This window comes from Pseudomonas sp. QC2, assembly GCF_002859085.1.
Classification (GTDB): Bacteria; Pseudomonadota; Gammaproteobacteria; order Pseudomonadales; family Pseudomonadaceae; genus Aquipseudomonas; species Aquipseudomonas petroselini.
In genome coordinates this window covers 108,257-129,967 of record NZ_PKKS01000025.1, presented here as the reverse complement: position 1 = coordinate 129,967, position 21,711 = coordinate 108,257, and the positions used below count along the sequence as shown (strand labels likewise).

General features: G+C 61.0%; 22 protein-coding genes. 6 read left to right on the top strand and 16 right to left on the bottom strand.

The window, feature by feature from the left end:
• Positions 1-73 precede the first annotated feature (73 nt).
• The 3 genes from QCBJ_RS27190 to QCBJ_RS27175 all read left to right on the top strand — a co-directional run bounded on the left by QCBJ_RS27190 (position 74) and on the right by QCBJ_RS27175 (position 3,032).
• Positions 74-841, top strand: coding sequence for an N-acetylmuramoyl-L-alanine amidase (locus tag QCBJ_RS27190; protein WP_102061968.1), 768 nt, complete (start codon positions 74-76; stop codon positions 839-841).
• 492 nt (positions 842-1,333) lie between these two features.
• On the top strand, positions 1,334-2,728 hold the full coding sequence (locus tag QCBJ_RS27180) for an aspartate aminotransferase family protein (RefSeq protein ID WP_102061966.1): 1,395 nt from the start codon (positions 1,334-1,336) through the stop codon (positions 2,726-2,728).
• Positions 2,729-2,810: 82 nt separating this feature from the next.
• The gene (locus QCBJ_RS27175) at positions 2,811-3,032 is read left to right on the top strand and encodes an MbtH family protein (RefSeq protein ID WP_102061965.1); all 222 of its coding nucleotides are present in this window, start codon (positions 2,811-2,813) and stop codon (positions 3,030-3,032) included.
• Between the two features lie 146 nt (positions 3,033-3,178).
• Here the strand turns inward: QCBJ_RS27175 and QCBJ_RS27170 are convergent, their stop codons facing one another.
• From QCBJ_RS27170 to minC, 8 genes are all read right to left on the bottom strand, one after another.
• Entirely contained in the window at positions 3,179-4,516 is a 1,338-nt protein-coding gene (locus tag QCBJ_RS27170; RefSeq protein ID WP_102061964.1) for an amidohydrolase, read from the bottom strand.
• A gap of 17 nt (positions 4,517-4,533) precedes the next feature.
• Positions 4,534-6,699: a mechanosensitive ion channel family protein gene (locus QCBJ_RS27165; RefSeq protein WP_046036054.1), complete on the bottom strand. Its 2,166-nt coding sequence runs from the start codon at positions 6,697-6,699 to the stop codon at positions 4,534-4,536.
• A 52-nt stretch (positions 6,700-6,751) separates the two neighbouring features.
• On the bottom strand, positions 6,752-6,928 hold the full coding sequence (locus QCBJ_RS30250; protein WP_015885135.1) for a hypothetical protein: 177 nt from the start codon (positions 6,926-6,928) through the stop codon (positions 6,752-6,754).
• A 208-nt stretch (positions 6,929-7,136) separates the two neighbouring features.
• Complete coding sequence (locus QCBJ_RS27160) at positions 7,137-8,426, bottom strand: M18 family aminopeptidase (RefSeq protein WP_046036055.1); 1,290 nt, start codon at positions 8,424-8,426, stop codon at positions 7,137-7,139.
• Positions 8,427-8,523: 97 nt separating this feature from the next.
• Complete coding sequence (locus tag QCBJ_RS27155) at positions 8,524-9,159, bottom strand: RluA family pseudouridine synthase (protein ID WP_102061963.1); 636 nt, start codon at positions 9,157-9,159, stop codon at positions 8,524-8,526.
• A 96-nt stretch (positions 9,160-9,255) separates the two neighbouring features.
• On the bottom strand, positions 9,256-9,510 hold the full coding sequence (gene minE, locus QCBJ_RS27150) for a cell division topological specificity factor MinE (RefSeq protein WP_003175252.1): 255 nt from the start codon (positions 9,508-9,510) through the stop codon (positions 9,256-9,258).
• A 3-nt stretch (positions 9,511-9,513) separates the two neighbouring features.
• Positions 9,514-10,326: a septum site-determining protein MinD gene (gene minD / locus QCBJ_RS27145; RefSeq protein WP_017737535.1), complete on the bottom strand. Its 813-nt coding sequence runs from the start codon at positions 10,324-10,326 to the stop codon at positions 9,514-9,516.
• 200 nt (positions 10,327-10,526) lie between these two features.
• Positions 10,527-11,264: a septum site-determining protein MinC gene (gene minC / locus QCBJ_RS27140; RefSeq protein WP_015885132.1), complete on the bottom strand. Its 738-nt coding sequence runs from the start codon at positions 11,262-11,264 to the stop codon at positions 10,527-10,529.
• A gap of 119 nt (positions 11,265-11,383) precedes the next feature.
• Between minC and QCBJ_RS27135 the strand changes: the two genes are divergently transcribed.
• Entirely contained in the window at positions 11,384-12,316 is a 933-nt protein-coding gene (locus QCBJ_RS27135) for a lipid A biosynthesis lauroyl acyltransferase (protein WP_102061962.1), read from the top strand.
• A gap of 161 nt (positions 12,317-12,477) precedes the next feature.
• The gene (locus QCBJ_RS27130; protein WP_102061961.1) at positions 12,478-13,608 is read left to right on the top strand and encodes a patatin-like phospholipase family protein; all 1,131 of its coding nucleotides are present in this window, start codon (positions 12,478-12,480) and stop codon (positions 13,606-13,608) included.
• 48 nt (positions 13,609-13,656) lie between these two features.
• Here QCBJ_RS27130 and QCBJ_RS27125 read toward each other — a convergent pair whose 3' ends face one another.
• The 8 genes from QCBJ_RS27125 to puuE form a co-directional block, all read right to left on the bottom strand.
• Positions 13,657-14,442: an outer membrane protein OmpK gene (locus QCBJ_RS27125; protein ID WP_046036057.1), complete on the bottom strand. Its 786-nt coding sequence runs from the start codon at positions 14,440-14,442 to the stop codon at positions 13,657-13,659.
• Between the two features lie 23 nt (positions 14,443-14,465).
• The gene (locus QCBJ_RS30110; RefSeq protein WP_145994252.1) at positions 14,466-14,834 is read right to left on the bottom strand and encodes a hypothetical protein; all 369 of its coding nucleotides are present in this window, start codon (positions 14,832-14,834) and stop codon (positions 14,466-14,468) included.
• Positions 14,835-14,876: 42 nt separating this feature from the next.
• The gene (locus QCBJ_RS27120; RefSeq protein ID WP_102061960.1) at positions 14,877-16,223 is read right to left on the bottom strand and encodes a nucleobase:cation symporter-2 family protein; all 1,347 of its coding nucleotides are present in this window, start codon (positions 16,221-16,223) and stop codon (positions 14,877-14,879) included.
• 132 nt (positions 16,224-16,355) lie between these two features.
• Positions 16,356-17,660 (bottom strand): urate hydroxylase PuuD, encoded by a 1,305-nt coding sequence (locus QCBJ_RS27115; RefSeq protein WP_102061959.1) that lies wholly within the window; start codon positions 17,658-17,660, stop codon positions 16,356-16,358.
• Between the two features lie 51 nt (positions 17,661-17,711).
• On the bottom strand, positions 17,712-18,215 hold the full coding sequence (locus tag QCBJ_RS27110) for an ureidoglycolate lyase (protein WP_102061958.1): 504 nt from the start codon (positions 18,213-18,215) through the stop codon (positions 17,712-17,714).
• Between the two features lie 187 nt (positions 18,216-18,402).
• Positions 18,403-19,398, bottom strand: a complete 996-nt coding sequence (alc, locus tag QCBJ_RS27105; RefSeq protein ID WP_015885125.1) for an allantoicase — start codon at positions 19,396-19,398, stop codon at positions 18,403-18,405.
• A 41-nt stretch (positions 19,399-19,439) separates the two neighbouring features.
• Positions 19,440-19,955, bottom strand: coding sequence for a 2-oxo-4-hydroxy-4-carboxy-5-ureidoimidazoline decarboxylase (gene uraD, locus QCBJ_RS27100; RefSeq protein ID WP_102061957.1), 516 nt, complete (start codon positions 19,953-19,955; stop codon positions 19,440-19,442).
• Positions 19,952-20,878 (bottom strand): allantoinase PuuE, encoded by a 927-nt coding sequence (gene puuE, locus QCBJ_RS27095; protein WP_064052759.1) that lies wholly within the window; start codon positions 20,876-20,878, stop codon positions 19,952-19,954. The genes uraD and puuE overlap by 4 nt, the downstream gene beginning before the upstream one ends.
• Before the next feature lie 388 nt (positions 20,879-21,266).
• Between puuE and uraH the strand changes: the two genes are divergently transcribed.
• A complete protein-coding gene (uraH, locus tag QCBJ_RS27090; protein ID WP_015885122.1) occupies positions 21,267-21,620 on the top strand; it encodes a hydroxyisourate hydrolase in 354 nt (117 codons plus the stop codon).
• Positions 21,621-21,711: the final 91 nt, after the last annotated feature.

The following is a 21,711-nucleotide window of genomic DNA, read 5'->3' as shown; positions in this document are numbered from 1 at the left end:
TTCAGGATGGCGGTAATTTTTTTGCGCTTGAACGGGCTGAACGACTCGGCCTGTATTGAAAAGGACGGTTCTTATGTTGGTCATCGATACCAGTTTCCCAGCCAAAGGCTTTAACGAACGTAACGGCGAGCCGGTGCGGCAGGTGATCCTGCATTACACCGCCGCACCTTTTGGCTCCTCCCTGCGCACCCTGACTCAGGATGGGGTCAGTGCGCACTACTTGCTGCCCGACCCTGATGAGCCCAGTTACCGGGCTGCTGGCTATGAAGAGTTGCGTGTCTTTCGCCTGGTGGAGGAAGGCAAGCGCGCCTGGCATGCCGGCGTGAGCCATTGGGCGGGCCGCGATAACCTCAATAGCCGCTCGATTGGCATTGAGATCGTCAACCTGGCGCGGGATGATGGCGGGGTGTTTACGTTTCCGGCCTACGGGGAGGAACAAATCGAGGTGTTGATTGCGCTGGTTCGCGACGTTCTTGGGCGTTACCCGCAGATCGGCCCCACCGACATCCTCGGGCACTCGGACGTGGCGTACGGGCGCAAGAGCGATCCGGGGCCTCGGCTGCCGTGGCGGTGTTTGCATGAGGCGGGGGTAGGGGCCTGGTTTGATGAGGTGACGCGGGCCATGTACCAGCGAAGGTTTTGCCTTGGGTTACCGCCCGAGGTCGAGGTGGAGCGGGCGTTTCAGCGTTATGGGTATGCGCCGGCAAAGAATCGGCAGGCATTCGAGCAGAGGACGCGGGCGTTTCAGATGCACTTTCGGCCGCGGGATTATTGTGGGTTCCTGGATGCGGAGACTTGCGCGATTTTGTATGCGCTGAATGAAAAATACCTTGGGTTATGAAGCTTGGCGCGGTTCAAATGTGTGGGCTTGCTCGCGAAAGCGGCCTGACAGCTGACCTGGATGTTGGATCAGACAGGGTACATATCCGTTATTTGAGTAACGGCTGCTATGGGTTCCGCTCTTACAGCGGGTCACTTTTGGAAGAGCGCCAAAAGTAACCCAAAACGCTTCGCCCCAACACTCGGCACCTCGCCTAGGCTCGGTGTGCCCGTAATCCGCCAGGGATTTGGGGGGCCGCCTGAGATCAAAAGCCAAAGCGCGGCGGCCTTAGAGCCGACCGGGTTCTTGCTGCTGATCTCGGTCAAATGTGGGAGCGAGCAAGCCCATTCCCACACTTGGCTCCTCATCCATCAGTTAAAGATCGGTGGCGACTAAATCCCTCCCCTGCTGGTGCGTTTCCAGAACAGGAAATCCGTGCGCATGCCCCCTTGGGCCAGACGCCAGCGGATCGGCAGTTTGGTCACCATCATCAGCGTATTGAGGGATCGAGAAATGTCAGTCGCTACCAGCCGTATCGAAGACGCCCAGGTGCATGAAACGCTCTACCAGTTCGACGAAAACCCGCTGCTCGCCCGTCAGCGCCAGCAGGAGTCCAACGCCCGCAGCTACCCTCGGCGCATTCCCTTGGCGCTCAAGCGCGCCAAGGGGATTTACGTGGAAGACGTGGAGGGCCGCAGTTTCATCGACTGCCTGGCCGGCGCCGGCACCCTCGCGTTGGGGCATAACCACCCGGTGGTGATCGAGGCGATCCAGCAAGTGCTGGCCGATGAACTGCCGTTGCACACGCTGGACCTGACTACGCCGGTCAAGGATCAGTTCGTGCAGGACTTGTTCGGCCTGTTGCCGCCAGCGTTGGCGCGCGAAGCGAAAATCCAGTTCTGTGGCCCCACCGGCACCGATGCGGTGGAAGCCGCGTTGAAGCTGGTGCGCTCCGCCACCGGGCGTAGCACAGTGTTGTCCTTCCAGGGCGGTTACCACGGCATGAGCCAGGGCGCCTTGAGCCTGATGGGCAGCCTGGGGCCGAAGAAACCCTTGGGCGCGTTGCTCGGCAATGGCGTGCAATTCTTGCCGTACCCCTACGACTACCGTTGCCCGTTCGGCTTGGGCGGCGCGGAAGGGGTGCGGGTCAACCTGCACTACCTGGAAAACCTGCTGAATGACCCAGAGGCTGGCGTTTTGCTGCCGGCGGCGGTGATTGTCGAAGTGGTGCAGGGCGAGGGCGGTGTGATTCCGGCTGACCTGGACTGGCTGCGCGGTCTGCGCCGCATCACCGAACAGGCAGGTGTGGCGTTGATCGTCGATGAGATCCAGAGCGGTTTCGGTCGCACCGGCAAGATGTTTGCCTTCGAACACGCCGGCATCATCCCGGATGTGGTGGTGATGTCCAAGGCCATCGGCGGCAGCCTGCCGTTGGCGGTGGTGGTGTACCGCGACTGGCTCGACACCTGGCTGCCGGGCGCACACGCCGGGACTTTCCGTGGCAACCAGATGGCGATGGCGGCGGGTTCGGCGGTGATGCGCTACCTCAAGGACCACGACCTGGCCGGCCACGCGGCGGCCATGGGCGAGCGCCTGGGTGAACACCTGTGCATCCTGCAGCGCGACTTCCCGCACCTGGGGGATATCCGCGGTCGTGGGCTGATGCTCGGCGTGGAACTGGTTGACCCCAATGGCCCGCCAGACATCCAGGGCCACCCGCCCGTGCATCGCCAATTGGCGCCGCTGGTGCAGCGCGAATGCCTCAAGCGCGGGCTGATCCTGGAGCTGGGCGGCCGTCATGGCAGCGTTGTGCGTTTCCTACCGCCGTTGGTGATCACCGCCACCGAAGTGGACCGCGTGGCGGATATCTTCGGACGTGCGTTGGCGGCGGCGGTTGCCAGCCTCTAATTTTTTTGCAACCTGGTACGTTTCTACAGGTATCAGTGCTGCGCGCGTTGCGCAGCCAGCCTTTCAGCGATGGAGAACAGCAATGACCTCAGTATTTGACCGCGACGACATCCTGTTTCAGGTAGTGGTCAACCATGAAGAACAGTATTCCATCTGGCCCGACTACAAGGCTGTGCCGGAAGGCTGGCGCACCGTGGGCAAGAGCGGCATGAAGAAAGAGTGCCTGGCGTACATCGAAGAGGTCTGGACCGATATGCGTCCGTTGAGCCTGCGCCAGAAGATGGACGGCGCTGCGCTGGCTTGAAGAGGGTGCGCTTACTGTGGTGAGCGGGCTTGTCCCGCGCTGGGCTGCGCAGCAGCCCCAAAGAAGCCGGGAGCGCTTCGCACTCCAGCGCGAGCAAGCTCGCTCACTCCAATGATCCTGTTAACCGCAAGAACGCATTTCGGCGGTTACTGGGTGTAGAGGTAATCCGTCGCCAACGACGCCAGCGTCCGCACGCCCACCACCAACGCCGACTCATCCACAAAGAACCCCGGATTGTGGTTCGGTGCTGCCTTGCTCGTGTCCTGATCCCTCGGCGTGACCCCCAGGAATACGAACAGCCCCGGCGCCTCCTTGGCATAAAACGAGAAGTCTTCGGCGCCGCCCACCAGTGGGCCCTGCACCACGTCATCCTTGGTCGCCCAGCGCAGGCTCGGCAGCATTTTCTCGGTCAATGCCGGGTTGTTGATGGTGGGGTCGTACTTCTCGATGATGGTGACTTCGGCCTTGGCGCCACCGCTTTCGGCGATTTTTTCCACGGTCTGCCGTACGTCCGCGTGCAGCTTCTGACGGATGCCGTAGTCATAGGAGCGAATGGTGCCGGTCATGTCCACCGACTCAGGGATGATGTTGTAGCGCGTACCACCGTTGATGGTGCCAATGCTCACCACCGAGGGGAACGAGGAGATGTCGGTGCGGCGGCTGACCACGGTCTGCAAGCCAACGATGGTCTGTGCACCCACGGTGATCGGGTCGATGCCGTCCCAAGGGCGACCGGCGTGGGTCTGTTTGCCGAGGATCTTGATACGCAAATCATCCGAGCTGGCCAGGGTCGGTCCCGGGCGGTAGGCAATCTGGCCGGCGGGCACACCGGCCCACACATGCAGGCCGAATACCGCGTCTGGCTTGGGCGCTTTCATCACGCCTTCCTGCACCATCATTTTGGCGCCCCAGGTATTTTTGCCGTCGGGAATGAAATCACTCGGGCCTTCCTCGGCCGGTTGGAAGTAGAACACCACGGTGCCGGGCAGGCGCTCGCGCATGCCGGTCAGGATCGTCGCCGTGCTCAGCAGGATGGCGACATGGGCGTCGTGCCCGCAGGCGTGCATCACGTCGACTTCCTTGCCCAGGTAGGTGCCCTTGGCGTTGGAGGCGAAGGGCAGGTCGGCGACTTCCTTCACCGGTAGCGCATCCATGTCGGCACGCAGGGCCACGGTCGGGCCGGGCAGGGCGCCTTTCAGCACGGCCACCACACCGGTGCGGGCTACGCCGGTCTTGACCTCAAGGCCGAGGTCGCGCAGTTGTTTGGCGACCAACTCGGCCGTACGGGTTTCAGTGTTGCCCAGTTCAGGGTGGGCGTGAAGGTCGCGTCGGGTTTCCAGCAACGCCGGTTCAAGCGCTTTTGCCTGGGCGGCGATTTCCTCCCGGGCACTGTCCTGGTCGCTGTTGGCGGCAATCACGGCACTGCTGGCAACGGCGCACAGCGCGCCGAAAACCCACGTGTGTTTCAGACCGGTTAAACGCATAAGGACCTCTCCTGAGTTTATTGTTGTTGATCTTTCTCCTGCACCGTGCCGGCGGTCACCACCTGCACACTCAAGCGCGGCGTGGCCAGGTCCAGCCCGGCTTCGTCCAGATGACGCTTGAGCGACAGGTTGAACGCCCGCGACACTTCCCACTGCTTGATCGGTGCGGTCTTGAACCGTGCGCGCAGGATCGCGCTGCCCGACTCGAAACTTTCGACACCCTGTATCTCCAGCGGCGACCAGATATTGCGGCGTTGCAGCGGGTCGTTGCGCATTTTCTGACCGACATCGCGCATCAGCTTGATGGCATCGTCAATGTCCATGTTGTAGGGGATCGCCACCCGGAAGATCGCGTAGCCGAACTCCCGCGAGTAGTTCTTGATGCTCTTGATTTCGCTGAACGGGATGGTGTGCACGATGCCGTCGATGTCGCGCAGGCGCACGGTGCGGATGGTCAAGCCTTCTACCGTCCCCAGGTGGCCGCCCACATCCACGTAGTCATCGATGGCCAGGGAGTCTTCGATGATGATGAACAGGCCGGTGATCAAGTCCGCCACCAGCGACTGCGCGCCGAAACCAATGGCCAGGCCGATCACACCGGCACCCGCCAACAGTGGCGTGACGTTCATGCCCATGTTCGCCAGGGCGACAATCGCGGCGATGATAAAGATGGTCACGAACAGCACGTTGCGGATCAACGGCATCATGGTCTGCGCTCGTGCGTTGGCCAGGCCTTTGCGCGAGCGGGTGAGGGCGTGGTGGATCGCCGTGTCGCTGAGGATCCAGATCAGCCAGGCGAACAGCAAGGTGCCGCCCAGGCCGAACAGCTTGACGCTGATTTCGTGGCCATCGCCTTCGGTAAAGCGAATCAGCGACAGGCCCCACACCCGCAGGCCCAACTCGATAAACACCAGCCACACCACCAGGTGGGCCAGGGTGTAGACGAAGCTTTTCAGGCGCTCGGAGTACAGCGCGTGTCGCTTGTGCCCGCGTTGCGGCTTGAGGGCGTGACGGCGGACCAGGCCGTTGATGACCATGCACAGCACCAGCAACACGGTGCACAACAGCGACTGACGCAAGGCGGTGCTGGTATCGCCGGCAGAGACAAAGGTGGCGAACAGCGAAATGCCCACCAGCAGCAATGCGGGGATGTACCAGAAGGAGCCGATGATTTCGATGGTGTCGCTGAGGGCCCTGCGGGTCAGGCGACGGGACAGCGGCTGGTTGCGGATCAGGTGGGCGATGGGCCGGCGGAAACGCAGGATAAACACACCGGTCGACAGCGCTGCCATCACATTGGCGATCGTCGCGGCGGTGTGTGACAGGTGCTGGCCCAGAGCCAGGACGAGACGCGGGTCGCTCAAGGCCTCACCGAAGGCGGCAAAGCTGCCGATCCACCACAGGGGACGGAACGCCTGGTGACGCAGGATGTACAGCGCGCGATGGCGATGCGGGCCGTCGAGCACCGAAAAGGCAATCACGCAGATGGCAGAGAAGCAGGTACCGACCACCAGCGCGTAGGCCAAGACCATCGCCAGGGATTTGCCCAGGGACGAGGGCAGGGCGTAGCTCAGGTAGACCGTGATCACCAGGGCGATCAGCCATGGGCCGAGCTTGCGCAGCGCGAAGCGCACCATGTCCCAGGTGCGTGGGTGTTGCGGCAATTCTTCGGGCAGGCCGAAGCGTTCGCGGACGCGGTGGCTGAGCCAGATCAGCGCGGCGGCGAGCAGGCTCCACACCGCCAGGATCAGGGCAAACCCGAAAATGATCGGCAGCCATTCGTTGGCCGGCAGCATCAGCGCACTGAGTTCTTCCTTGGCCAGGTCGACTTCGTTGGACCAACGCCCCACTGGGCTGTCTTCGCCGGAGAACTGCTGCTCAAAGCCCGACAGCGTACTGCCGATGAGCCCCAGTACGCCTTGCTCGGCGGCGGGCTGGGCTTTTTGTGTGGCGGCGCGCAGCTTTTTCAGGTCGCTCAGCAACTGAGTGCGCTGCTGGTCGTTTTCCAGGGTCTTGATCACCTCGTCCAACGACTGCCCCAGCGGCACGTCGGCCTGGGGCTGGGTTTTGCTGTTGTTACCCAATAGGCCGGGCAGGCCCACGGCTTGGGCAGGCGTGAGCGGCAGCAGGGTTAGCAGGGCAATCAGGCAATAGCAGGGCAGGGCAAACAGACGGGAAAGCACGAGGCGGTCAACCTTGAAAACGACGGGTTGAGCGAGTGTACGAGTGCAATCGTCATTCGGCCAGTTTGGCGAGGATCTTGTACACCACGGTGCCCAGGATCAGCAGCATGCCGACCCACATGCCGAACACGCCGACAGGCTTGTCACGAAAGTTGAAGCCTACAGCCAACAGGATCATGCCGATCAGAATCGGGATAAGCATGGCGTGGAAGGAGGACATGGAGATCATGGTGCGACGGCCTTGTCGGAGTGGGAATACTGACAAGTCTAGGTCGGATTGCAGAAAGTGCAGCTGATGCAGGTCAGGTGTACGCAGATCTAATGTGGAAGGGGGCTTGCCCCCGATTGCAGAGGGTCAGACTACAAATATAGTCACTGATCCGCCGCCACCGGGGGCAAGCCCCCTCCCACATTTTTGACCGAGTCAGCCCAAATTATCAGGGCAGGTCGTGGCTCGCGTAGAACGCGCCCAGCACTTTCACCAAATGCGCCAAGTCATGGCTGCCGCACAGCTCGCGAATGGAGTGCATGGCAAATGTCGGCAGGCCGATGTCCACGGTGCGCACGCCCAGGTGGCTGGCGGTGATCGGGCCGATGGTCGAACCGCAGCCCATGTCGCTGCGCACCACGAAGCTCTGCACCGGTACTTCCTGGGCCATGCACAGGTGGCGGAAGAACCCGGCGGTTTCGCTGTTGGTGGCGTAGCGCTGGTTGCTGTTGACCTTGATCACCGGGCCGGCGTTGAGCTTGGGACCGTGGTTGGCGTCGTGCTTCTCGGCGTAGTTCGGGTGCACGCCGTGGGCGTTGTCCGCAGACACCAACAGGGATTTCTGAATGGTACGTACGAACTCATCACCTTCCGGCAGCAGACGGCGCAGGGTCTGTTCGAGCATCGGGCCATCGGCACCGCAGGCTGAGCAGGAGCCCACCTCTTCGTGGTCGTTGCAGACCAGCACGCAGGTTTCATCGGTCTCGCTGGTGAGCAACGCTTGCAGGCCGGCATAGCACGACAGCAGGTTATCCAGGCGCGCGCCGGCGATGAAGTCGCCGTTCAGGCCGATCACCGCAGCGCTTTGGGTGTCGTAGAAGCTCAACTCATAGTCGAGCACCACGTCGGCGTTCAGCCCATGCTCACGCGCCAGTTGATCGGTGAGCACGGCGCGGAAGTCCACGCGCTCATCACCGGCAAACTGCGCGAGGATCGGCGGCAGCTCGGTCTGGGCATTGATCGCCCAGCCCTGGTTGGCTTCACGGTTCAGGTGAATGGCCAAGTTGGGGATGATGGCGATGGGCAATTTGAAGTCGATCAGTTGGCTTTCGACCTTGCCGTCGCGGCGGAACGTCACGCGGCCGGCCAGGGACAGGTCGCGGTCGAACCACGGTGCCAGCAGCGCGCCGCCGTAGACTTCCACGCCCAACTGCCAGAAACCCTGGCGCTGCAGCTCCGGCTGCGGCTTGACGCGCAGGCACGGGCTGTCGGTGTGGGCGCCGACCAGGCGGATACCGCCTTGCAGCGGCGAGTGGCGGCCGAGCTTGAAGGCGATGATCGAGGAGTCGTTACGGGTCACGTAATAGCGCCCGTTGGCCTCGGTGGTCCAGGTCTCGCGCTCGTCGAGACGCTGATAGCCGGCCGCTTCCAGGCGCTGGGCCAGGGCAGCAGTGGCATGAAAAGGAGTAGGGGAGGCCTTGAGGAAGTCGATCAGGCCTTGATTCAACGCTTCGCGCATAAATAGCTCCAGACAGCAATGCGCGGAGTTTACCGTTCGAGGGTGAGAAGTGCACAGAACAAATGTGGGAGGGGGAAAGCCCCCTCCCACAACCGCTTTAAAATGACGCTGGGCACTCGAAGCGCAGGCGCTCGCCGCTTTGCGGGTGAGTGAAGCTCAGCATGCTCGCATGCAGGCACAGGCGCGGCCACGCAGCCAGGGCCTGTTCATGGGCATACAGGCCATCACCCAACAGCGGATGACCGATGGACAGCATGTGCACACGCAGCTGGTGCGAACGCCCGGTGATCGGCGTCAGCTCGACGCGGCACCAGTCACCACAGCGTTCCAGCACCTTCCAGAAGGTTAGTGCATGCTTGCCGAACTCATGGTCGACCACGTGGCGCGGCTTGGTGGGCGGGTCGTAGCGCAGGGGCAGGTCGATGCTGCCGCTGTCCAGTTCCGGCTGGCCCCAGGCCAAGGCGGTGTAGGCCTTTTCGGTTTCTCGGTCGTGAAACTGGCGGGACAGTTCGCGGTGTGTATCGGCGTCCCGCGCCAGCAGGATGATGCCCGAGGTTTCCCAGTCCAGGCGATGGACGATGCGGGCTTCGGGGTAGCCGTTCTCCTGCAGGCGGCTGATCAGGCAGTCCTTGTTGTCGTCGGCGCGGCCAGGCACCGAGAGCAGCAGGGTGGGCTTGTTCACCACCAGGACGGCAGCGTCCTGATAGAGGATATGGATGTTGGACAGCGGCATTAAACAGCCTCGTAACAAACGCCAACGGCGGCTCGCCCACCCGGTCCGCAAAAAGGGATCAGGGTGAACGAGCCGCCGTGGCGGCCGCCTGTTCGATCAACGATCAGGCAGGGTGATATTGAGTTCCAGAATCGAGCAGCTGCCGTCATTTTCCAGGGCGACATGCACGTCATCGTTGCCGATATTGACGTACTTGCGGATCACCTCGACCAGTTCCTTCTGCAAGGCTGGCAGGTAGTCCGGCGTGCTGCGTTGGCCGCGTTCGTGCGCCACGATGATCTGTAGACGCTCTTTCGCTACCGACGCGGTACTTGGCTTTTTGTTGGCGCGAAAGAAGTCGAGAAATTTCATTGTTTAGTTGCCTCCAAAGATACGCTCGAAGAATCCCTTCTTCTTAACATCGAGGAAGCGATGTTCCACGGTCTTGCCCAGCAAGCGATCAACCGCATCGCTGTACGCCTGGCCGGCGTCGCTCTGGTCGTCAAGAATGACTGGAACGCCTTGGTTGGAAGCCTTCAGGACGGCCTGGGATTCCGGGATCACACCCAGCAGGGTCACGGCGAGGATGTCCTTCACGTCTTCAACGCCCAGCATTTCGCCGTTGCTGACGCGCTCAGGGTTGTAGCGGGTGAGCAGCAGGTGCTCCTTGATCGGGTCTTCGCCTTTTTCGGCGCGCTGGGACTTGCTGGCCAGCAGGCCGAGCATGCGGTCCGAGTCACGTACCGAGGAGACTTCCGGGTTGGTCACCACGATGGCTTCATCGGCGAAGTACATCGCCAGGTGAGCACCGGTTTCGATACCGGCCGGGGAGTCGCAGACTACGTATTCGAAGGTTTCCTTCAGCTCAGCCAGGACTTTGCCTACGCCTTCTTTGGTCAGCGCGTCTTTGTCACGGGTCTGGCTGGCGGCCAATACGTACAGGTTCTCAAGGCGCTTGTCCTTGATCAGGGCCTGTTGCAGGTTGGCTTCACCGTTGACCACGTTGACGAAGTCATACACCACGCGGCGTTCGCAGCCCATGATCAGGTCGAGGTTACGCAAGCCGACGTCGAAGTCGACGATAACTGTCTTGTGGCCGCGCAGAGCGAGACCGGTACCGATAGCGGCGCTGGTGGTGGTCTTACCCACACCACCCTTGCCGGATGTAACCACGAGAATCTTGGCCAAGGTGTTTCACCCCTAAGGAAAAAGGACTTTTGAGTCCCTGAAAAACATCTCTTGAAACTCGCTGCAGGCGGACAGCCTTTGTAGGAAAAAGATGGGGTTTCCCGAGGAAAAACGCCACTTTCAATTATTCCTACGCAAGTCTTGCCGGTTTCGCTGTGCTATCAGAGTCTAGAGATGCTTGGAAAATGCGGCAGTATCCGTTAAAGACGGATGATGTTCAACACATCGCCCGACAGGTTGACCTGCACCGAAGCCCCCCACAGCGGGTCGCGACGCAAATCTTCTGAAACCTTGTACTGGCCCGCGATGGACACTAGCTCAGCGGTCAACTGCTGGCAAAAAATACGGGCCTTGGTATCACCCTTGATGCCGGCGAGGGCACGTCCGCGCATCGGGCCGTATACATGGATGTTGCCATCGGCAAGAAGTTCCGCCCCCGGGCTGACCGAGGAGATCACGACAAGGTCGCCACCCTGGGCATAAATCTGCTGCCCACCACGTACGGGCGAGGTGATGATCTTTGTCGGCTTGATCGTCGGCTCGGGTGGTTTTTCCGGTTTTTTCTTCTCTTCACCGACCAATGGTTCAAGCGGTCGCTCACGCGCGCCGGACGGTGGCAGTACTGGCAGTTCAATGGCGATGGCGGCGGCAATGTCTTCAATTCGACTGGCGCGGATGGCCAGGGTACGCAGGCCATGGGAGCGGCACACGCGCATCAGCCCAGGCAAGTCGATCACCCCTTGGCCGGCGGGCAGTTTGTCCAAGGCCAGCACCAGCGGGGCGTTGTTGAAGAAATTCGGCGCCAGGGCGACCTTGGCGGCGAGCTGGCGGTCCAGGGCGTCGAGGTCGTTGCGGGCAAGTTCCAGCACGGTGATGGCGAGCATGCTGCCTTTCAGCTGGAACACGGGATCTTGGTCTAGCGGTTCGGTTTGGCTCATGGTCGGCAAAAGCGGCTTGTCACGAAAAGTGTCGAGACTTATAACGAGAACACTCACCCGCCGCAAGCCGAGTCGAACCGTTGTAGAATGCGCGGCCCTTGTCTTTACCGGAATCTGTAATGGATCGCCCGCGTTTTCGAGCTGTATTTTTTCACCCGCGTTTTTGGCTGTTATGGCTGGGGCTCGGCCTGCTGTGGCTGGTTACCCAACTGCCGTACCGCGCCCTGCTGACCATTGGTCGCCTGCTGGGTGCCGGCATGTACCGCGTGGCCGGCGAACGTCGCCGCATCGCCGCGCGCAACCTGGAACTGTGCTTCCCGGAAAAATCCGCCAAAGAGCGTAAACGGTTGCTCAAGGAAAACTTTGCCTCCACCGGCATCGCGTTCTTTGAAATGGCCATGAGCTGGTGGTGGGCACGTCAGCGTTTGGCGCGCCTGGCCCACGTCGAAGGCCTGGAACACCTCAAGCAGGCTCAATTGGACGGCAAGGGCGTGATCCTCATGGCCCTGCACTTCACCACCCTGGAAATCGGCGCAGCGCTGCTGGGGCAGAAGCACACCATTGATGGCATGTACCGCGAGCACGGCAACGCGCTGTTCGACTTTGTCCAGCGCCGTGGCCGCGAGCGTCACAACCTCGATTCCCTGGCCGTGGAGCGTGAAGACGTGCGTGGCATGCTCAAGCTGCTGCGCGCCGGCCGCGCCATCTGGTACGCGCCGGACCAGGACTACGGCGCCAAGCAAAGTATCTTCGTGCCGCTGTTCGGCATCCAGGCGGCGACGGTGACCGCCACCAGCAAGTTCGCCCGCCTGGGCAAGGCGCTGGTGGTGCCGTTCACCCAGGAGCGCCTGGCTGATGGCAGCGGCTACCGCCTGGTGATCCACCCGCCGTTGACCGATTTCCCCGGTGAAAGCGACGAAGTCGACTGCCTGCGTATCAACCAGTGGGTCGAAGCTTCGGTACGTGAATGCCCCGAGCAATACCTGTGGACCCATCGCCGCTTCAAAAGCCGGCCACCGGGTGAAGCCAAGTTGTACGAAAAACGCCGCTGATAAGATGGATAAGTACTGCGAGTGTGGCGAGGGAGCTTGCTCCTGTTGGGTCGCAAAGCGGCCCCAGCGTTAGGCGCAAGAAGATTAGGACTGCTGCGCAGTCCAACGGGAGCAAGCTCCCTCGCCACAAAGACAGACCTTTCCCTACATGGAGTGACGCAATGCGCCCAGCTGAACCGGTTACTGGCTTGATTCTTTCCGGCGGCGGGGCGCGAGCGGCGTATCAGGTAGGGGTATTGGCGGCCATTGCCGAGCTGTTGCCGCCGGGGGCACCCAATCCTTTCCCGGTGATCGTCGGCACCTCGGCTGGCGCGATCAATGCTGTGACCCTGGCCAGTGGCGCCATGGACTTTACCGCTGCGATCCAACGCCTGACCGCGTTCTGGCAGGGCTTTCGCAGCCATCTGGTGCTGCGCAGCGATTGGCCGGGGGTGATTCGCCAGGCGGGCCGCTTTTTCATCCACAGCCTGCTGGGCATCGGCGCCCAAGTGCCGGTGGCGCTGCTCAACAGCTCGCCGCTGCGCGAGCTGTTGCAGGATCGCTTGAACCTCGACGGCATCGACGAGGCTATCCGCCACAAACACTTGCACGCAGTGGCGGTGACGGCCTTCGGTTATGAGTCCGGGCAAGCGGTGACCTTCTACCAGGGCGGCGGCACCATCGACGCCTGGTTGCGCCACCGCCGCATCGGCGTGCCGACCCAACTGACGGTGGAGCACCTGCTGGCCAGCTCGGCGATCCCTTTGCTGTTTGCCCCGGTGAAACTCGACCAGGAGTATTTCGGCGATGGCGCCGTGCGGCAGTCGGCGCCGATCAGCCCGGCCTTGCACCTGGGGGCCAGTCGCGTGCTGGTGGTGGGGGTCAGTGGCAACCCGCGTGGCATTGAGCCGGTGACGCAACGCACCTACACCGGCCAGGAACCGACCCTGGCGCAGATCGGTGGGCACATGCTCAACAGTACGTTCATTGATAGCCTGGAAAGCGATATCGAATTGCTGGAGCGCTTGAACCAGTTCAGCCATGCCGCGCCTGGGGTGGCGGCGGTGGAAGTGCTGGTGATTGCACCCAGCCAGCCCATCGACGAAATCGCGGCACGGCATCGCCAGGAATTGCCGGCGGCGTTGCGGTTGTTTTTGCGCGGGCCGGGGGCGACCAAGACGAGTGGGGCGGGGGTGTTGAGTTACTTGTTGTTCGAGGCGGGGTATTGCAGCGAGTTGATTGAGCTGGGGCGGCGGGATGCGTTGGCCAAGCGCGAAGAAATCACTCGGTTCCTCGGTTTGAAACAGGACTAAATGTGGGAGGAGGCAAGCCCCCTCCCGCATTAGATCTGCAGTGTTCTGTCAGAAGTGGTACTTGACCAGGAAACTCGCCGTGTCCTGGTTGGTCTTGAACGCGCCGGAATCTTCGATCCCGTACTTGTTCTTCCAGTAGTCGTACTCAAAGCCCACATACAGCTGCTTGTCGCCCCAATGCAGCGCTTTACCCAGGTCATATTTGACCTGTGGGTTGAAGTGCAGGTTGGCGTGGTAAGTGCCACGGGCGTTCTTGTCGTTGTCCGTCACCCAGTCCATGAAACCATCGATCAGCACATCGGAGTTGCCGACCGGAATCGTGTACGACCAGACCGGGGTGATCTGCCAAACGCCGTCACCCGGGCGATTGCCTTCGGTCTGGCGCTGGTAGAAGTTCAACTGGAAGTAATCGAAACCGGGGATGTTCAAGTCAAAGCCGGGGCCGACCAGATACGACTCGTTATCGCCTTCGCCGAACTCGTAAGTCAGTGCCAGCAGCACATCTTTGATCGGGCCGAAGGACAAGTCTTTGTCCAGGATTTTGCCGAATGATAGCCGTGGGCTGATTTCGCCGTAATACGTACTTGGGCCGACGTTGCCGTCTTCCTTGCCGTTGTAAAAGATGCGGTCGACAAAGAGGAAGTTGTCGCCGTACTTCCAGGCATCGGCATGTTCGAACGTGACGGTTTGCTGGATCTGCGGGTTGACGGTAAAGCTCTTGCCCCACAGGTAAGTCAGGCTGTTGTTCTGCCACTGCAACAGGTCACCGGCCACGGCTTGGCCACCGGCCAGCAGGGATCCCGCCAGCATCAGGCCTTGGAACATAGGTTTCATTCGGTTGCTCCCGAGTTAAAGTTTTATGGTTTTTCTTCTACGCAGGCGCTCTGGTGTGGCGCCTTTGGCTTCGCTGCAAAAATCGTCTGTTTGGTCAGCTTTAGTGCTTTTAGCAAGAGCTGCGCCAAGGTGTTTAAAAAGCCAAAAAATCCCCGTCGGCTGCATCGGATGCAGTCGAATTCAGAGGACGTTTGCGCACGTTGGCCGCAGACATAAGGCCGGGATAAGTTGGCCTTGCAGTCAGCTTTTACATTCGCTGTTTTTTTTTGAGTTGATTCGAGCGGGCGCGGAGAATACTGGCTCCAAAGCTTGGGCTCAAGTGCGCTGTAACAGCGCGCGTGGGGCGAGAATGGGGCACGGCTTGTGGCCGGCCCCAGGTGAAAGGTGTGCATATGAGGGTTCCCTGTCTTGTTATTGTTTTACTAACAAAGGAATCAATGCGTGTGAGCAACGGCAGGTCGTTCTGCGCCGCCGAGAATGTTGAATAGGATATTCAGCGACAACGCGCTGAGGGTGGCCATGGCGATGCCGCTGTGGGTAATTGGGCTCATCCACAGCGGCAGCTGCGCGAAGAACTCCGGGCGCACCACTGGGATCAGGCCCATGCCGATGCTCACCGCCACTAACAATTGGTTGCGACGGTCGGCGATGTCGGCTTCCTGGAGGATCTTGATCCCGGTGGCCGCCACCATCCCGAACATGGCAATCGCCGCGCCCCCCAGTACCGCCGGTGGAATCGATGCCACCAGGTAGGCGGCCTTGGGCAGCAGGCTGAGTACGATCAGAAATGCGCCGGCCATCATCGTCACCGAGCGGCAACGCACGCCGGTCATCTGCACCAGGCCGATGTTCTGGGCGAACGAGGAGTGGGTGAAGGTATTGAAGAAGCCGGCAAAGAACGACGCACCGGCATCACACAGCAGGCCGCGACGAAGCATCTTCGGCGTGACGTCCTGGCCGGTGATCTTGCCCAACGCGAGGAACATCCCAGTGGACTCGACAAAGATGATCACCACCACCAGGCACATCGACAGGATCGGCGCCAACTCGAACTTGGGCATGCCGAAGTGCAGCGGCGTCACCACTTGCACCCACGGCGCCTGAACCAGGCCGCTCAGGTCGACCATGCCGATAGCCCCGCACAAGGCGTAGCCCAGGCCCATGCCGATCAGCACCGAGATATTCACCCAGAATCCGCGCATGAAGCGGTTGATCAGCAGGATGGTGGCCAGTACCAACGCGGCAATTGCCAGGTAGATGGGGGAGCCAAACGTCGCAGCGGCACTGCCGCCACCGGCCCAGTTCACGGCCACCGGAAACAGCGACAGGCCGATCGCAGTGATCACCGTGCCGGTCACCAACGGCGGGAAAAAGCGTACGACCTTGGACATGAACGGCGCGATCAACAGGCCAAATAACCCGGCGGCGATGGTTGCGCCGAAGATCCCCTGCAAGCCGATACCCGGCATGCCGGCCATGGCGACCATGCTGCCGACGGCGGCAAAACTGGCGCCCATCATCACTGGCATGCGAATGCCCACAGGGCCGATGCCGAACGACTGCACCAGGGTGGCGATGCCGGCCACCAGCAGGTCGGCGTTGATCAGAAAGGCGATTTCTTCAAGACTCAGGCCGGCGGCCTGGCCAATAATCAGGGGCACGGCGACGGCGCCGCCGTACATCAGCAAGACGTGTTGCAGGCCTACCAGAATCAGTTGCAAGAGGGGCAGCCGCACCATGGCGGGCGCGGCAGGAATCTGCGGTTCGACTAACTCGGTCATGCAACACCTCGGATCTTTTTATTGTTGTGTTGTTCGGCATTCAATTGCCGGGTGTAACTCGATCTTCAAAACACGGCAGGCCCAAAGGTGGGAGGGGGCAAGCCCGTCCCACACTGGATCTCTGTGAATCAGTTAATGGGTGCGCGCTCCCTGGTTGATCCAGGTGCCGATCAGATCCCGCTCCTGCTGGGTCATTTGGGTGATGTTGCCCAGCGGCATAATCTGGCTCGCCACGGCCTGCGCTTGAATACGCGCGGCCTGCTGCTGGATCTGCGCCGGGGTGTCGAACATCACCCCGGCCGGTGCGGTGCTGAACAACGGGCTGGTCGGCTTGGCCGAATGGCATACGGCGCAGCGTTCCTGGATCACGCCATGGACCTTGTCGAAATCAATCGTCGCCTGGGCAGGTGCCGCAGGGGCTGCAGCCGTTTCGGCAGGCGCAGCGGGCGCGGCGGGTTTCAAACCTCCGCCCAACGCCGTTTCCGGCAACGGCTGATACTCAATGGCCGCCGGCGCCTTGGCCACTTCCGGGGTCGTCGACACCGGTTTCGGCCCGGTCACGTACGCCAGGCAAATCATCGCCAAGGCGCCTACCGGCAAGGTCCACGCATACTTCTGGCTGTTATGCCGCGTGTTGAAGTAGTGCCGCACCAACACCGCCGCCACCGCAATACCGGCCAGGATCAGCCAGTTGTATTGGCTGCCGTAGGTGCTCGGGAAGTGGTTGCTGATCATGATGAACAGCACCGGCAAGGTGAAGTAGTTGTTGTGTCGCGAACGCAGCAGGCCTTTGGCTGGCAGCGCCGGGTCCGGCGTGCGGTTCTCGGCAATCGCCGCGACCAGTGCGCGTTGCGCCGGCATGATGATGCGGAACACGTTGCCGACCATGATGGTGCCGATCACCGCACCCACGTGCAGGTAGGCGCCACGGCCACTGAACACTTTGCTGAAGCCGTACGCGGCGGCAATCAACAGCACGAACAGGATGAAACCGAGCAGGGCAGGGCGCTTGCCCAGGGCCGAGTCGCAGAGGAAGGAGTAGATGAACCAGCCGGCGAACAATGAGCCAATGCCCAGCAATACGCCTTCCGGACCACTGAGGCTGCTGCCCGGTGCCAGCAGGTACAACGTGGGGTTCCAGTAGAACACCACACACAGCAGCGCTATCCCGGACATCCAGGTGAAATAGGCTTCCCATTTGAACCAGTGCAGGTTGTCCGGCATGGTCGGTGGGGCCAGTTTGTATTTTTCCAGGTGGTAGATACCGCCACCGTGGATCGCCCACAAGTCACCGGCCAGGCCGCTCTTGGGGTTGACGCGATTAAGGTTGTTTTCCAGCCAGACGAAGTAGAAAGAAGCGCCGATCCACGCGACGCCTGTGATCATGTGAACCCAGCGCACGCTCAGGTTCAGCCATTCCATCAAATGTGCTTCCACAGTCTTTACCTCTCGCCTGTCACCCTTGTTGTCGGGTGATCCGGCCTTCTCTTATTGGTGGGGGGCGAGGATCAACCGCTCATCCTCTTCAAAAAAATGCTCATCGCAGTTATTGCCTGTGCCACTGCGATCAACCACCAGGAAGTCATCCCGCTTTTCGATCGTCAGCACCGGGTGGTGCCAGACGCCGCGATGGTAATTAATGCCCTGCCTGCCGTTGGTGACGAAGGCGCGGACCAAGCCCGATACAGGTGCATCGCCAAGTGGCGCGACCACGATCAGAAAGGGGTTGCCGAGCAGCGGAATGAAAGCCTGGCTGCCCAGCGGGTGTCTCTCCAGCATGCACACGGTCAATGGCATATCCAGCGCGTCGGCGCGGAAGATGCTGATGATGGCGTTGTCTTCCTGCTTGGCGGTTTCGACCGTTGCCAGTTTGTGAAAGCGCATGGTCGACCCGTTGTTGATCATGAAGTGATCGCTGCCGTCGGTTTCGATAACGTCTCCGAAAGGGGCGAAGGCTTCTTTGGTCAGGGGTTCGATCATCAGTGTGCGCATGGCTGTCTTCTTATCCGGATTCTGTGTGTTTGTTTTGCTTCTGTAGTGAGCGGGCTTGCCCCGCGCTGGGTGGCGAAGCCGCCCTAAAACCAGGCGCCTGAGTTCTGTCTGACAGAACGCGGTGGCTGGATTGGGGCGGCTTCGCCACCCAGCGCGGGGCAAGACCGCTCACTACAGGGTTCACCGCTTACTTCGAAACTTTACCCAGTACGCGCAGGCGACTCACGCCACCATCCGGGAACACGTTCAGGCGGATGTGGGTAATCGGCCCCAGCGCCTTGATCTGCTCGGCGAAGGTGTGTTCGGCGTGCATTTCCAGCTTCTGCGCCGGCAGCAGTTCGCGCCAGAACAGCGATTGGGTTTCGATCTGGCTGTCGGTGCCGCCCTTCACGAACGCGCCCTGGATCGAGCAGGTGTCCGGGTAGTTGCCCTTGAAGTGCAGGGTGTCGACGATGATCTTCTCGATCTCGCCCGGGTGGCCCAGGGCGACGATCACCCAGTCATTGCCCGGTGTACGACGACGCGCGGTTTCCCAGCCGTCGCCCATGTTGACGCCACGACCTGGGTTGAGGATGTTGCTCATGCGCCCGAAGTGTTCGTCGGAGCACGCCAGGGCACGCCCACCGTTAAGTGCGGCAGCCAGGTCGACCTGTTCGTTGTCGCCCACCGAGGACCAGTCGCGGAACGGCACGCCGTACACACGCAGACGCGCCACGCCGCCATCCGGGTAGATGTTGAAGCGCAGGTGGCTGAACGCCTGGTCGTTGTTGATCTCGTGGTAGTGGTGGCTGTTGCCTTGCAGCTCGACGGCCGACAGCACTTCCACCCACTGGGTGGTTTCGTCAGGCTCGCCCGAGGCCAGGAAGCAGGCTTCCAGGGAGGCCGACGGCGGGTAGTTGCCGGTGAAGAATGAAGTGTCGATGTCCACGCCCTTGATCGAGCCCGGTACGCCCAGGCGGATCACCGCGCTGTCGTAGCCTTCGAAGCGCTTGCGGCGCGACTCCCAGCCGTCCATCCACTTGCCGTTGTCATCGAAAACGCCCTCCTTCCACACGGCCGGGGTCGGCTGGAACAGGCGGTTGGCGTCGGCGAACCAGTCATCGGTGACAGAGATGATCTTGGTGCCCAAGCGGGCGTCGGCCAGGTTGACGAACTTCTCGAAAGGTGCGGCGTAAGCTTTCATTCTTCTTGTCTGCCTTAGATAAAGTGGCTGGGGATGGTCGTTTAGAGGGTCAGTAAGCGGAACAACGCGATCTTGTTGATCTCGTCCAGCGCGCACTTGAACTCGGTGTCCACCGCGTTGTGGATGCGCGTTTCGAACGCGGCGAGGATCTGATGCCGGTTGCTGCCTTTTACCGCCATGATGAAGGGAAACTTGAACTTGGCCTTGTAGGCCTCATTCAGCTCGGTGAAGCGCGAGAACTCTTCGGCCGTGCATTGGTGTATACCGGCGCCAGCCTGTTCATTTGTGCTGGCTTCGGTCAACTGGCCCTGGACGGCGGCTTTGCCGGCCAGGTCCGGGTGAGCGTTGATCAGTGCAAGTTGCTTGGCATGATCGGCGCTCAACAGGATGTCGCTCATGCGCTGGTGCAGGGTTTCGATCTGGTCGATCGACGCGTCCTGGCCCAGGTCGAAGGCCTTTTCGGCCACCCATGGCGAATGTTCGTAGATGTCGGCGAAAGCCTGGACGAAGGTGTCGCGGCTCAGGGTCGACGGTTTCAGCGTTTGGAACGCAGTCATTTCGCTGCTCCCGTGTACGGATGGGTTGCGTGCCAGTGACGGGCAATGTCGACGCGGCGGGTGAACCACACCTGTTCATGGCCCTTGGCGTATTCGATAAAACGCTTCAAGGCGGCCAGGCGGGCAGGGCGGCCGATCAGGCGGCAATGCAGGCCGATGGACAGCATCTTCGGTGCCTCGGCGCCTTCGGCGTAGAGCACGTCGAACGCATCCTTGAGGTACTCGAAAAAGTCATCGCCCTTGTTGAAACCCTGCACCTGCGTGAAGCGCATGTCATTGGTGTCCAGGGTGTAGGGGATCACCAGGTGCGGCTTGCCGGTGGGGTTGTTGGGTTCCCAGTAGGGCAGGTCGTCGTCGTAGGTGTCGCAATCGTAGAGGAAGCCGCCTTCCTCCATCACCAAGCGACGGGTGTTGGGGCCGGTGCGCCCGGTGTACCAGCCCAGCGGGCGTTCGCCGGTCAGTTCGGTGAGGATGCGGATGGCTTCGAGCATATGCTCGCGCTCCTGGGCCTCGTCCATGTACTGGTAGTCGATCCAGCGGTAGCCGTGGCTGCAGATTTCGTGGCCGGCCTCGACCATCGCGCGGATCACATCCGGGTGACGCTGGGCGGCCATGGCCACGGCGAAGATGGTCAGCGGGATATCGAATGCTTTGAACAGTTTGAGGATGCGCCATACGCCGGCACGGCTGCCGTATTCGTACAGCGACTCCATGCTCATGTTGCGCGCGCCTTGCAGCGGCTGGGCCGAGACCATTTCCGAGAGGAAGGCTTCGGACTCCTTGTCTCCGTGCAAAATATTGCGCTCGCCGCCTTCTTCGTAGTTGAGTACGAAAGACAGCGCAATGCGCGCCTTGCCCGGCCAATGGGGGTGAGGAGGGTTACTGCCGTAACCGATCAGGTCGCGTGGGTAGTCAGCGCTCACTGCAGTCTTCCTTCTTGTTCGTCGAAGTAGCGATGAGTGATTGTATACAACTTATTGCTCAGTTTGTAAGCCTGCATTTCTGCATTTTTTCCGAATGGCATGCGTTTCAGTTACTGCAAGAAACCTGCCTGACTGGTCAGCTAAAGCCTAAAAACTTTTTGGTAGACGCCCACCTGTAGGCGTCAGCTTACCGGCAAGCATTCTAACTGGGTATAGCAGGTGCACCACTGTCGCCACCCTGGTCGTCACTCACGGGGACCGGGTGTTTGTTAAATTTATTGTGTACAAGTTTTTTGAAAAGTGTCTTAATCGTTCATCGCCGGCTTTTTTGATGCCCTGAAAGAGTGCGGTTTCCTCTATTACTGACCACGGGAGGCGCACAGACGCCATGGGACGTTTGACCACACACGTTTTGGACGCCGCACACGGCTGCCCCGGCAGCGCAATCAAGGTCGAGCTGTATCGCGTCGAAGGCGCGCAGCTGGAACTGGTTGCCACCGCACAGACCAACAGCGACGGCCGCTGCGATGCCCCCCTGCTGCAAGGTGATGACTACCGCAGCGGTGTCTATCAGCTGCAGTTCAGTGCGGGCGACTACTACCGCGCTCGAGGCGTGCAATTGCCGGAGCCTGCGTTTCTTGATGTGGTGGTCCTGCGGTTTGGCATCAGCGCCGAGCAGGACCACTATCACGTCCCGCTGCTGATTTCGCCCTACAGCTATTCGACTTACCGCGGTAGCTGACTAACGTACACCACTGACTTCGTTGGTTTTGGCCCGCCCACACTGCGGGCTTTTTTTCGAGTGTTGTTCAAGGAGGGCGATCCGGCACGGG